The 13922-nt window shown below is 27.9% G+C and carries 12 protein-coding genes; 9 read left to right on the forward strand and 3 right to left on the reverse strand.

What is annotated here, in order from left to right; all coding sequences use genetic code 11:
• Positions 1–130 precede the first annotated feature (130 nt).
• The 6 genes from JNUCC81_RS01720 to JNUCC81_RS01745 all read left to right on the forward strand — a co-directional run bounded on the left by JNUCC81_RS01720 (position 131) and on the right by JNUCC81_RS01745 (position 7160).
• The gene (locus tag JNUCC81_RS01720) at positions 131–1150 is read left to right on the forward strand and encodes a BMP family lipoprotein (protein ID WP_454095039.1); all 1020 of its coding nucleotides are present in this window, start codon (positions 131–133) and stop codon (positions 1148–1150) included.
• A gap of 231 nt (positions 1151–1381) precedes the next feature.
• On the forward strand, positions 1382–3604 hold the full coding sequence (locus JNUCC81_RS01725) for a DUF3553 domain-containing protein (RefSeq protein WP_454095040.1): 2223 nt from the start codon (positions 1382–1384) through the stop codon (positions 3602–3604).
• 77 nt (positions 3605–3681) lie between these two features.
• Complete coding sequence (locus tag JNUCC81_RS01730) at positions 3682–4980, forward strand: M18 family aminopeptidase (protein WP_454095041.1); 1299 nt, start codon at positions 3682–3684, stop codon at positions 4978–4980.
• Between the two features lie 16 nt (positions 4981–4996).
• Complete coding sequence (locus tag JNUCC81_RS01735) at positions 4997–5749, forward strand: patatin-like phospholipase family protein (protein ID WP_454095042.1); 753 nt, start codon at positions 4997–4999, stop codon at positions 5747–5749.
• Positions 5750–5907: 158 nt separating this feature from the next.
• The gene (locus tag JNUCC81_RS01740; RefSeq protein WP_208334879.1) at positions 5908–6501 is read left to right on the forward strand and encodes an AAA family ATPase; all 594 of its coding nucleotides are present in this window, start codon (positions 5908–5910) and stop codon (positions 6499–6501) included.
• A 134-nt stretch (positions 6502–6635) separates the two neighbouring features.
• Positions 6636–7160, forward strand: a complete 525-nt coding sequence (locus tag JNUCC81_RS01745; protein WP_454095043.1) for a peptidylprolyl isomerase — start codon at positions 6636–6638, stop codon at positions 7158–7160.
• 203 nt (positions 7161–7363) lie between these two features.
• Here JNUCC81_RS01745 and JNUCC81_RS01750 read toward each other — a convergent pair whose 3' ends face one another.
• Positions 7364–8275 carry a manganese-dependent inorganic pyrophosphatase gene (locus JNUCC81_RS01750; RefSeq protein WP_454095044.1) on the reverse strand — a complete coding sequence of 304 codons (912 nt, stop codon included), beginning with the start codon at positions 8273–8275 and terminating at the stop codon, positions 7364–7366.
• A 156-nt stretch (positions 8276–8431) separates the two neighbouring features.
• Here JNUCC81_RS01750 and JNUCC81_RS01755 point away from each other — a divergent pair, with 156 nt between their 5' ends.
• Together JNUCC81_RS01755 and adhE are read left to right on the forward strand one after the other, a co-directional pair.
• A complete protein-coding gene (locus JNUCC81_RS01755) occupies positions 8432–9028 on the forward strand; it encodes a DUF4230 domain-containing protein (RefSeq protein ID WP_454095045.1) in 597 nt (198 codons plus the stop codon).
• Between the two features lie 276 nt (positions 9029–9304).
• Positions 9305–11974, forward strand: a complete 2670-nt coding sequence (adhE, locus tag JNUCC81_RS01760) for a bifunctional acetaldehyde-CoA/alcohol dehydrogenase (protein ID WP_454095046.1) — start codon at positions 9305–9307, stop codon at positions 11972–11974.
• A gap of 224 nt (positions 11975–12198) precedes the next feature.
• Here adhE and JNUCC81_RS01765 read toward each other — a convergent pair whose 3' ends face one another.
• Both JNUCC81_RS01765 and JNUCC81_RS01770 read right to left on the reverse strand, forming a co-directional pair.
• Positions 12199–12537, reverse strand: a complete 339-nt coding sequence (locus JNUCC81_RS01765; RefSeq protein WP_286184059.1) for a hypothetical protein — start codon at positions 12535–12537, stop codon at positions 12199–12201.
• A 309-nt stretch (positions 12538–12846) separates the two neighbouring features.
• A complete protein-coding gene (locus JNUCC81_RS01770; protein WP_042277170.1) occupies positions 12847–13098 on the reverse strand; it encodes a hypothetical protein in 252 nt (83 codons plus the stop codon).
• A gap of 85 nt (positions 13099–13183) precedes the next feature.
• Between JNUCC81_RS01770 and JNUCC81_RS01775 the strand changes: the two genes are divergently transcribed.
• Positions 13184–13912, forward strand: a complete 729-nt coding sequence (locus tag JNUCC81_RS01775; protein WP_454095047.1) for a YkgJ family cysteine cluster protein — start codon at positions 13184–13186, stop codon at positions 13910–13912.
• Positions 13913–13922 lie beyond the last annotated feature (10 nt).

Here is a 13922-nt window from a genome sequence, read left to right on the forward strand (position 1 = left end):
ATAATGATTGCCTATGTTTTGATAAACCTTAGTAGAAAAATACTAAGGTTTATTTTTTTGTGCATTTACAACTGTAAAGACAGATGTTAAAATCATGATGATGACTTAAATATTTTAAGGGGGATAAAATATGGGAAAATTAAGAAAGTATTTTACAGTTATTACTATGTCAATTATATTATTAGTAAATATTGTTGGGTGTAGCTCTACAAAAAAAGAGGAAGAATTAAAATCTGATAAAAAGGATGATTTTTCAGTAGGTATAGTATTGGGAGAAGGAGGAGCTAATGATCAATCATTTAATCAATCATCATTAGAAGGTTTAGAAAAAGCTAAGAAGGAATTAGGAATAAAAGGTACATATTTAGAGTCTACTCAAGATGCGGATTATGCTCCAAATATAGAAACATTTATAGACCAAGATGTAGATTTAATAATAGGGGTAGGATATACAACTGCAGAATCAATGCTAAATGCGGCTAATCTTTATCCTGAAAAGAAATTTGTAATAATAGACCATAATTATGAGGAAGATGGACAAGAAATACCTAAAAATATGATATGTGCAACTTTTGATGAAAGAGAAGCATCATATTTAGTGGGTATAATTGCAGCTAAAATGAGTGAAACCAAAAAAGTTGGATTTATAGGAGGTATGAAAATACCAAATATAACTAGATTTGAAGAAGGGTTTATATCTGGTGTTAAAGCAGTTAATACTGATGTTGATGTATTATCACAATATGCAAACTCATTTGATGATGCAAGTTTAGGAAAATCAATAGCAAGTCAAATGTACTCAAAAGGAGTAGATATAATTTTTTCAGCGGCTGGTGGAGTTGGTACAGGAGCAATAGAAGCAGCTAGAGAAAAAGACAAATTTGCAATAGGGGTTGATATGGATCAAAATAATTTAGCTCCAGACCATGTAATAACATCTGCAATGAAAAGAGTAGATATAGGTGTTTTAGACATTATATCAAATATAACTAAAGGAAAATTTGATGGTGGAAAGGCAATAATCTATGGGCTTAAAGATAAAGCCGTTGGTATAGCTCCAAGTAGTGATAAAAATGTAGACAAAGATATACTTGATTATGTTGAAGAACAAACAAAGTTAATTATAGATGGAAAAGTTAAAGCTAATTAAAATTAATTTATAAAAGTAAGTTTTTGAAGAGATAGTAGATACTATCTCTTTTTTTAATTGCTAATAAGATATATACTATAATATAGTGCAATAAAAGTTAGAATAATTTTATTGCATATGTTAGTTTTTCATTATATTGGAAAACATTAAGAATAGTGAGATTCTTAAATTTGAAGAAATACTTATTTTAGATTAAAATATATATATAAGATTGTTAATAGGAGGATATATATGAATTTAGATACATTAAATCCCGCCCAGAGAGAAGCTGTAGAAAAGACAGAAGGTCCGGTACTTATACTAGCGGGAGCAGGGTCAGGTAAAACAAGAGTTTTAACAACTAGAATAGCCCACCTTATAGAAGATAAAGGTGTACAAGCTCCAAATATATTAGCTATAACATTTACTAATAAGGCAGCTACTGAAATGAGAGAAAGAGTTGAAGAAACTTTAGGGTCGGATACAAAAGAAATGTGGATAAGTACTTTCCATTCTTGTTGTGTTAGAATACTTAGAAAAGATATAAATAGAATCGGATATAATAGGAGTTTCGTAATATATGATAGTTCGGATCAAGTTACATTAGTGAAAGACTGTTTAAAAGAGCTAAACTTAAGTGATAAGGTATTTGAACCTAAGGTTGTTATAAGTACAATCTCTGGGGCAAAGGATAAGCTATATAGCCCAAAGCAATTTAAAGCTATGCATATGCATGATAATAGAATGAGTAAAATAGCAGATATATATGCTCTATACCAAGATCGTTTAAAGAGAAATAGTGCATTAGATTTTGATGATTTAATATACAAAACAGTAGAGCTTTTCAAAGAAGACTCAGAGGTATTAGACTTTTATAGAAGTAGATTTAAGTATATAATGGTCGATGAGTATCAAGATACAAGTAAAGCTCAATATGAATTAATAAAATTGTTAGCAAGACAACATCAAAATATATGTGTCGTTGGAGATGACGATCAAAGTATCTATGGGTGGAGAGGCGCTGATATAAGAAATATACTTGAGTTTGAAAGAGATTATGATGATGTTCATGTAGTAAAATTAGAGCAAAACTATAGATCTACTCAAGTTATATTAGATGCAGCTAACACAGTTATATCTAATAATATAGAAAGAAAAAGAAAAAAACTATGGAGTGAGAAAAAAGAGGGCGAGCTAATTAAAATACAATTAGCTGATAATGAAATAGAAGAATCTGATTTTGTTGCTGATATGATAGCTAAAATATCGAGAGAAGAAAATAGAAGCTATAAGGACTTTGCAGTATTATATAGAGCGAATGCACAAGCACGTTCTGTAGAAGATGCTTTAAATAGAAGTCAAATACCATATAACATATATGGTGGTACTAAGTTTTATGAAAGAAAAGAGATAAAAGATTTAGTTGCATACTTAAGAGTTATACAAAATCCTCAAGATGATATATCATTAAAAAGAATAATAAATGTTCCAAGAAGAGGGATAGGTCTTAGAACTATAGAAAAAATAGAAGATAGAGCAAGTTTAAAGCAAGAGAGTATATACTCTGTTTTAATCGATATAGAAACTAATTCAGATATATCAACAAAAGCAAGAAATAGTATAAGTGGATTTGTTGATACTGTAGGTACACTTAGAACTATAAAAGAGGTATACCCTGTTAGTAAGTTAATAGAAAAAGTGCTAGAAACAACAGGATATGTAGAAGAACTATCTAAAGATAAAAGTGATGAATCACAAGATAGAATAGATAACTTAAAAGAGTTTATATCTATTGCGATAGAGTTTGAACAAAATAGTGAAGAACAAGATTTAGAAACATTCTTAACTAATGTTGCACTTACATCAGAGACTAGTAATGATGAAGAAAATGATAAAGTATCACTTATGACTATTCATACATCAAAAGGACTAGAGTTCCCGGTAGTATTTCTTATAGGTGTAGAAGAAGGTTTATTCCCTATAGCAAGGGCTGTAAGGTCAATGAATGACTCTGATATAGAAGAAGAAAGAAGACTTTGCTATGTTGGAATAACAAGGGCAAAAGAAGTTTTATATATGACTTTAACAAAAAGAAGAACTTTATATGGAAAAACGAATCCATCTATAGCATCTAGATTTATGGAAGAATTACCAGAAGAGTGTATAGAAAAGCTTAATAAAGTTGAAAAAGAATTAACTTATTCTAAGGCAAATTACAATGTATTAGATAAATATAAGCAAAAATACATGAACAATGTTAATAGATCAAAAGTAGCAGACAATGTAAAAGCAACAGTAAAAGATACTACAAAGGAAACAAACCCAGATGATATAAAACTAGGAAGTAAAGTACATCATCCTAAGTTTGGAGTTGGTACAGTAGTTTCGATGGTTGGTTCAGATGTTACAATAGCATTTGTTCAACAAGGAATTAAGAAGATAAATAAAGAATATACAACATTAGATATACTATAGTAAATAATATTTATAGCTAGAAATTAGTATTAATTTTTAGCTATAAATTTTTTAATACAAAATAAGGAGGCAATAAAATGAATGAAAAGAATTTTGCAAAAGACCTTATAGAATTTATTTACAACAGTCCAACATCATTTCATGCAGTTAAAACATCTAAAGAACTTTTAAATGTAAATGGATTTGAGGAATTAAAATTAAATGAAAAATGGAACTTAGAAGTAGGTAAAAAGTATTATGTGACAAAGAATTTATCTGCAATAGTAGCTTTTACTATAAATTCAAAGAATATAGAAAGAGAAGGATTTAGAATAATAAGTTCTCATTCAGATTCACCAATATTTAGAATAAAACCAAATGCAGAAATGTCTGTAGAAAAAACGTACTTAAAATTAAATACAGAATGTTATGGTGGCCCCATATTAAATACATGGCTAGATAGACCATTGGGGATAGCTGGTAGAGTTGTATTAAAAGGAGATCATGTATTAAAACCTAAAGAAGAAATAGTAAATTTAAATAAGCCAATTTGTATAATACCTAACATAGCTATACATATGAACAAAAGTGTTAATGAAGGATATGCTTTAAATAAACAAAAAGATATGTTACCTTTAGTTGGATTATTAAATGATAGCTTAGAAAAGGATAATTTCTTATTAAATCAACTAGCAATAAATTTAGGCGTGAATTTAGAAGATATTATAGACTTCGATTTATTCTTATATGAATTTGAAAAAGGACGTTTAATAGGAACAAATGAAGAATTTATATCAAGTGGCAGATTAGATAATTTATCAATGGCCCATGCTAGTTTAAATTCTCTTATAGATATAAAAGGAGAAAATGGAATAAATGTTGTAGCTGTATTTGATAATGAAGAAGTAGGTAGCTCTACTAAGCAAGGTGCAGATTCTAATATGTTACTTAACATATTAGAAAGAATTTGTATGTCATTAGGAAAAGATAGAGAAGAATTCTTTACATCTATTTACTCATCATTTATGATATCAGCAGACTTAGCTCATGCAGTTCATCCGAATTTATCAGAAAAGCATGACCCAACTAATAGACCGGTTATGGGTGAAGGACCAGTTATAAAAATAAATGCTAACCAAGCATACACAAGTGATGCATATTCTATATCTGTTTATAAAAATATATGTAGTGAAGCTGGGGTTAAATATCAAGAATTTGTTAATAGATCTGATGAAAGAGGAGGAAGCACAATAGGACCTATATCATCTACTCATATAGATATTCCATCTGTTGATATTGGTAGTCCAATACTAGCAATGCACTCTATAAGAGAATTAGGTAGTGTTAAAGATCATTATAGTATATACAAGACATTTAGTAAATTTTATGAAGTTTAGATAAGGAGATAGTATTATGAAGATAGGATTATGTCTTTCAGGAGGAGGAGCAAAAGGCTCATACCAAGCAGGAGTTATAAAAGCTTTATGCGATAGAGGTATAAATAAATTTGACGCTATAGCAGGAACATCAATAGGAGCGATAAATGGATATTATATATTCACAGATAATGTTGAAAACTTGCAAGAAATGTGGATAAATATTCAGAAAACTTCTGAAAACGATGTCAAAATAGTTGATAATACTGTGGACAACTCAATAATAATTGATGGATTAAATGAACTTACTAACAATAATAAGTCAAAAACAAACTTATATGTAAACTATATAGAAATAGAAAACAAGAACTTAAATGAAAAAATTGTAAATGTATCAGAATTAGATAAATCAGAAGGTTTAAATAGCATTAAATACAGTTCATTACTTCCTTTTAATCCATCTGGAACGTTAGATTTTAAAAACCAATTTGGTAAAGATTTAATGGACGGAATTTATGATGGATACAAACTTGATGGTGGATTAGTAAATAATACACTAATAAAACCTTTGATTGAGGATAATGTGGATAAAATAATATTAATATCCACAAGGCATGATTACGTTTTACCTGAAAATATAAAAGATATATACAATGAAGATAATATAATAGTAGTTAGACCTAAAACCATATTTGGTAAAAATGATACTCTTAGATTTGAGCCAGAGTTTTGTAAAGAATTATACTATGAAGGTTATAATATAGGGAAGAACTTAGAACTAAATATATAAACAATAAAAAATTAAAACTTTTAATATATATTATAAATATGAACAATTCCATGTAAATAAATAGAATTGTCTCAAAAACATTGAATAAACTTCTAATTGTTAGTATAATATAAAAGTTCTTTAATAATGAGAAAATAATATATGGAGTTGATATAAACATGGCAACTAAGAGAATCGCAGTTTTAGGTGGCCCAAGATGTGGAAAAACTACATTAATACAACATTTATACGTTGAAATGAAAATAGCAGGTTTAAATGCTGGGTATGCCTTAGAATATTCAACAGAATATTTAAAAGATAAAGGTATGATAGAAACAATATCTGAACAATATGGTATTTATTTAGGTCAAAAGAAATTAGAAGATGAATTATCAATGTTTGATTATGCTCTTACTGATTATGCTACTTTTGTACCATACATATATGGAAGATTTATGTTAGGTAATAAAAAAAGAAGTAAAAAAGAAATACAAATACTTAAAGATTTATATTGTTTAGCTATAGAAGATATACAAAACTACGATATGATAGTATATGTTCCAAGAGAATTTGGATATGTACAAGATGGAGTAAGATGGCAAGATGAAGAGATAGCCCTTAAAATAGATGAATCTATACTTAGCTTTTTACAATCTGAAAACGTAGATTATATTGAAGTAAAAGGATCTACTAAAGAAAGAGCTAGCCAAATATTAGACTTATTAGAAGTTGATTATAAAGAGACACCACAGTTAAATGGAGATAAGAAATAAGCTACTATTAATTTAGTAGCTTTTTTGTATTAAATTGAAATAGATAAAAATTTTGTGAGATTTTTCTTAAACTTGGTATATAATAATATATGAAAGATACATAATCAATAACTGAAACAGAGAGGAAGATTAATATGGAAAATAAAAATCCTATAGTAACTATAGAAATGGAAAATGGAAAGAAAATAGTAGCAGAACTATACCCACATATAGCTCCTAATACTGTAAAGAACTTTGTAACATTAATAAATGAAGGATTTTACAATGGAGTAGGATTCCACAGAGTTATAGAAGGATTTATGATACAAGGTGGATGCCCTAATGGAAATGGAATGGGTGGACCAGGACATGCTATAAAAGGAGAATTCAAAGGGAATGGATTTACTAATAACTTAAAGCATGAACCAGGAGTTTTATCTATGGCTAGAACTATGGCTCCTAACTCAGCAGGATCTCAATTCTTTATAATGCATAAAAATTCTCCACACTTAGATGGACAATATGCAGGATTTGGTAGAGTTATAGAAGGTATGGATGTAGTTAATGAAATAGCTACAACTAAGACAGATAGAGCTGATAGACCAGTGGCTCCACAAGTTATGAAAAATGTAACTGTTGAGACTTTTGGTGTAGATTACTCAGATGTTGAAAAAATGTAATTATTTTCCTTTAAAATATATTAAATTATGCCTTTACAATAATGGTAACTTGGTTTAATATATAAGTTATCCTAAAAACAATAGCAACGCAATTAATAAACATTTTAGACCACATTATTTAATTAACACTAAATAATTTAGTTAAGGAATTAAATTAACGAATAAAAAGAAAAAGGAAGGTATATACCTTCCTTTTTTTTTATTTAAACTGTAGCTTTTATAGCTTGAGTTAAGTTTGGAACTAATTGTTTCTTTCTAGAAACAACACCTTCAGAAAATACTCCTTGGTGAGCACTTACATTAAAAGCATCAGATATTATGTTATCATCAGCTTTGTATATTAAATAAGAACCTTCTTTTATTATGTCAGTTAATGCTAAAACTAACATATCATATTCAGATGCATTTATATAAGCTAAGAAATCATCTTTTTTAGCTAATATAGAATCTATATCTAAAGTAAATACTTGTCCTATACCAACTCTTTTTTCACTCATATTGAACTCTTTAAAATCCATGTTTACTATTTCTTCTATACTGAACTCATCTAAAGAAGTACCAGCTTTAAACATTTCCATAGCATATTCTTCCATATTAACGTTAGCTATTTTACTTAATACTTCACAAGCTTCTTTATCTTTATCAGTAGTAGTTGGAGATTTAAATAATAATGTATCTGATAATATAGCAGATAATAAAAGGCCAGCTATATGATAAGGAATCTCTACATTATTTTCTTTAAACATATTGTATATTACTGTACAACTACATCCAACAGGCATAACTCTAAAGCTTATAGGTACATCAGTAGCTATTCCTCCTATTTTATGGTGGTCAACTATTTCAACTATATTAGCATCCTTTATATCATCAACACTTTGAGCGTATTCGTTGTGGTCAACTAATACAACATCTAATCCTTTTACTGAAGTTGATAAAACTTCTGGAGCATCAACTTTAAAGTAATCTAAAACAAATTGAGCTTCTTTTCTAACCTCTCCTAAAGCGTAAGGCTTTGCATCTATACCTAATTGATTTTTTAAGTAAGATAATGAAATTGAAGAACATATAGAATCTGTATCAGGATTCTTATGTCCAAAAACTAATAATGACATATTAAAATTTCTCCTCTCATAAAATAATATATACTAAAGAAATATATTATTTTAATTTACAAAATATTTTATATCTAAATCGCTAGTTTTAAATAAGCGATATCATGAGCGTATTTGCTAACAACAAAAATTATTATATCAAAAGGAGGAAGTAATGTGTTACAAAAACGAAAAAAAATTAAGATATTGCTCATATTATTACCCATTTTATTGCTAGTAATAACAACTGCATGCTCTATACATAAATATAAAAGTAATCAAAACATATATAAGGATACAACAAAGGTTATAGATACCATAAGTCAAGTACTAGATATAAATACAGTAAAATATAACTATAGTAACGTTGTTACAGTAAAAAAAGATAAAAGTATAAATGATATAAAGATTCCTTTTACAGAAAAATCATTTGTAATTAAGTACAATGGAGTTATAAATGCAGGTGTAAAGCCTGAAAATATAAGTATAACTAAAAATACAGGAGATAAAATACTGGTTGAAATAAAAAAATGTGAAATACTAGACCACTATATAGATAATAATAATTTATATGTATATGATGTAAAAAGCTCTATATTTAATAAATTAGGAGTGCAAGAAGTTTTTGATGATGTTAATAAATATAAAAAAGAATATGAAAAAAAGATAATAGATGAAGGTTTTATAGATGAAGTAAAAGTAAATACTAAATTAAGTATAGAAAATATGCTTAAAAGTATAGGATACAAAGAAGTAGAAGTTATTTTTAAATAAAAATTCATTAAAATGTAAGATAGTTGACTAATTTTTAACTATCTTATTTTTTTGCTAAAATAAAAAAATAAATAAGAATTTAAATAAGGTTAAAAGGTTAGATTTTAAACGTTTTTTCAGCGTGAATAAAATAAAAACGTTTTCATTGTACGACATAGATAAAAAAATAACAAAACATATTGACATAAATAATCGGGTAATGTATTATCTAATTATAGTAAGTTTGTTAATTAACTAACATAGTTTTATATAAAAAATTATTGGGAGGAATTGATTATGGCAAAGGAAGTAAAAAATACTAAAGTAGAAGCAAAGCAAGAATTTAGTGTAGAAAACATGATTAATGATTTAGTAACAAAGGCAAATATAGCTAAGGATGCTATGCTAAAGTTAGACCAAGAAGCAATAGATAAAATAGTAGGGGCTATGGCTAAAGCAGGTCTTGATAAACATATAGAGCTTGCTCAAATGGCAGTAGAAGAAACTAAAAGAGGAATATTCGAAGATAAAGTAACTAAAAATATATTCGCTACTGAATATGTTTATAATAGTATAAAATACAAAAAAACAGTTGGAGTTATCGAAGAAAACGATGAAGAAGGATACATGATGGTTGCAGAACCAATAGGTGTTGTAGCTGGGGTTACTCCTGTTACTAACCCAACTTCAACAACAATGTTTAAATCGTTAATATCTATAAAAGGAAGAAATCCAATAATATTCAGTTTCCATCCATCAGCTCAAAAATGTTCAGCAGAAGCTGCGAAAATATTAAGAGATGCAGCTGTAGAAGCTGGTGCTCCAGAAAACTGTATTCAATGGATAGAAGTACCATCATTAGAAGCTTCAAGTGCTCTTATGAAAAATAATGGAGTATCGTTAATATTAGCAACTGGAGGACCTGGAATGGTAAAATCTGCTTACTCTTCAGGAAAACCAGCACTAGGAGTTGGAGCAGGTAACGTACCTTGTTTTATAGAAAAAACTGCTGATGTTAAGCAAGCTGTAAATGATTTAATATTATCTAAGTCATTTGACAACGGAATGATATGTGCTTCAGAGCAAGCAGTTATAGTAGAAGAACCTATATACAATGATGTAGTTGAAATAATGAAAGGATATAACTGTTACTTTGTAAATTCAAAAGAAAAAGAATTATTAGAAAAAACAGTTATAAACCCAGAGACTAATTCATTAAATCCTAATATAGTTGGACAAAGTCCATATACAATAGCACAAATGGCAGGATTTGAAATACCAAAGGATGTAAAAATATTAGTAGCTGAAATAGGTGGAGTAGGAGTAGATTATCCATTATCTAAAGAAAAGTTAAGTCCAGTACTTGCTTGTATAAAAGCTAAAGATGCTAAAGATGGTATACAAAAATGTGTTGAAATGACAGAGTTTGGTGGATTAGGTCACTCAGCAGTTATACATTCAAATGATGATGATATAATACTAGAATTTAGTAATAGAGTAAGAACAGGAAGATTATTAGTAAACGCGCCATCTACTCACGGTGCAATAGGAGATGTATATAACGTGAATACACCATCATTAACTTTAGGATGTGGATCTATGGGTAACAACTCAACTACTGATAACGTATCAGCTGTAAACTTAATAAACCTTAAGAAAGTTACTAAGAGAAGAGTAAATATGCAATGGTTCAAAGTTCCAGATAGAATATACCATGAAGTTGGATCAGTACAATACTTAGAAAAATTACCAAACACAGAAAGAGTTATGATTGTAACTGATAGAATGATGGTTCAATTAGGATATGTTGAAAAATTAGAATACCATCTAAGAAAAAGAAGAAACCCAGTTATGATAGATATATTCTGTGATGTAGAACCAGATCCGTCTGTAGATACAGTATTAAATGGTGCTGAGGCAATGAGAAAGTTTAAGCCTGATACTATAATAGCGTTAGGTGGAGGATCTGCAATGGATGCTGCTAAGGGTATGTGGTTATTCTATGAAAACCCAGAAGCAGACTTTGAAGATTTAAGATTAAAATTCATGGATATAAGAAAAAGAATATACAAGTTCCCTAAATTAGGAAGAAAAGCTAAAATGGTAGCTATTCCAACTACTTCAGGAACTGGTTCAGAAGTTACATCTTTCGCAGTTATAACTGATAAAGTAAACAATGTTAAATATCCTTTAGCTGATTATGAATTAACTCCAGACGTAGCTATAATAGATCCAAACTTCGTAATGACAGTACCAGCAGCAGTTACTGCAGATACAGGATTAGATGTATTAACTCATGCTATAGAAGCTTATGTATCTGTAATGGCAACAGATTATACAGATGCTTTAGCTATAAAAGCTATAGAAATGGTATTTGAATATTTACCAAAATCATATAAAGGAGCTAATACTGCAGAAGGTAAAGAAGCTAGAGAAAAAATGCACAATGCTTCTTGCATGGCAGGTATGGCATTTGCAAATGCATTCTTAGGAATAAACCATTCATTAGCTCATAAACTGGGATCAGAGTTCCATATACCACATGGTAGAGCTAATGCAATATTATTACCTCATGTAATAGAATATAATGCAACTATGCCAACTAAGTTTGCTGCATTCCCTAAATATAAGTCTTTCGTAGCAGATAAAAAATATGCTGAAATAGCTAAATATTTAGGATTAAAAGTTAATACTACAGAAGAAGGTGTTAAGAACCTAGTTGAAGCTATAAGAAGCTTAATGAAAGAAGTAAATATACCAATGACAGTAAAAGAGTGTGGTATAGATGAAGAAACTTATTTCGCTGCAATAGAAAGATTAGCATTAGATGCATTTGATGATCAATGTACTCCAGCTAACCCAAGATTACCATTAGTAACTGAATTAGTGGAAATATATGAAACAATATATGGAGTAAAAAAATCAAATACATCAAAAAATAAAAAAGAAGAAGTATGCAAAGCTTAGTAGCAAATGCATTTTAAATAAGAGTTAACATAAAAATCAAAATAAAGGAGTCTATTAAGACCCCTTTATTTTGATAAAGAAATATAATTTAATTTAAGAATAATAAAGAGCAAAGATTGATAATTTTAAAAATTCAGAAAATTAATATTGACGTAAAGTTATAAAGTTAATATAATTTATATAATAAATATAAAAAATAAAAGGGGCCTATTAAGGCCCCCTTATTATTTTATAGATGATTTATTTATAACTACTTTTTCAAGGTCATTTTTTATGCTTATTATTGAATCTTTATAATCAACTTCAAAATTTGCAAATGCAGAGAATAAATCTATATCCCTCATTAAATGAATAGTCATTAGATTATTTTCTTTGTTAATTCTAAGTATTAATGATCTAACAAAAGGGAATTGTATTCTAGATAAAAATAAATTAGAACCTTGAGAATTTATATCCAAGCTACGATAATTTATATCAATAAATAAATCAATATCATTTTCTTCTTCTCTAATTATTCTATATTGAAAATCTGTATCTAAGTTTAAGTTTCCTATTTGTATCATAATTATACCTCATTTCTTATTTTGATTTAGGCAAGCTGTCTATACTATTTATATATAATTATATCTTATATATATAAATATAAAAAGAGCTTCCGTTGGGGGAACGGAAGCTCAAATTGGGGGAGATTGAGTTAAATATTTAATTTTATATTACTATTATGGACAGATGAAATTAAATTATACATAATTATAAAAAATTTTTAGATATTTTAAAACTTTATTTAAATACTAAAAAAGGATGTGATAACATCCCCCTTTAGCAACATACATATTTTATAGGTTGTTGAAATTATTGTGTAAAGTTTTTAATTACCTTTTTTTGTTTATGAACTTAGGACCAAGGTATTTTTTTATATCCTCATCAGAAGAAAAATCATCTATAAGGATTTCTTTACCTGATTCCTCAAGTATAACTAAAACTTCACAATCACCTTGTAAGAAGAACTTTCTAACAGTTTCTTCTCTAACTTCTCTAACCTTAGTTATATTCTTTTTTTGTTTTTCATAGTCCTTAGTGAAGTAACTATCCATCATGTTTATTATCTTTGTATATCTATTCATAAAATGCCTCCTATAATTAATCATAAAAAATGTGTTATAATAATTGTTTGTATTAACCTAATAATTATAACAAGGAGTAATAATAATGACTAGTATAAAAAAGATTGATATATTAAATTGTATAGATTATTCTAAGGAAAATGAATTATTTACTAAGCTAAACAAAGTATATAATTCTTTACCAAGTGGAGATTGCAGTGGATGCGGAAATTGCTGTATGGAATCTGTCGGTATAAACTTAATAGAATTTATAAATATATTTGAATACTTAAAAGGGAACAATGAATTAAGAAAGAAATGTTTAAGTAAGGTATTAGATTATTATTTTTTTGAATATATAAAAAAGAGTCCTTGTCCTTTTAAAGATGAAAACAATAGATGTTTAATATATGAAGTTAGACCTTTAAATTGTAGATTATTTGGCCACTGGAAAAAAGAAGATTATAATAAAAATTTACTAAATGTTACAAAGAGAAATTTAGACTATAAAAATCTAATGAAATCAAAGTATGGATTTGAGATTAGTGATGAAGTAGTAAATTATAAAATAAATTATTGTGATAGTTTTAAACCAGAAAATGATTATTTAGATAAGTCAACAAGGCTTAGTTTTTCAGATAAATTAATGACTCTAGATTCAAAGTTATATTCAAAAGGTATTATAGATATAGAGTTTAAGGATAGAGGTACAGTTGAATATTTCGTTGAAAGTTTGCTTCATGAAGATACAGCTTATAATATAAAAATAAGAGTATCAAAAGAAGAAGATATTAGAATAAGAACTATAAATAGACTAAAAAAAATATTACTATAAAGTAGGAGCT

Source organism: Faecalimicrobium sp. JNUCC 81 (assembly GCF_053667625.1).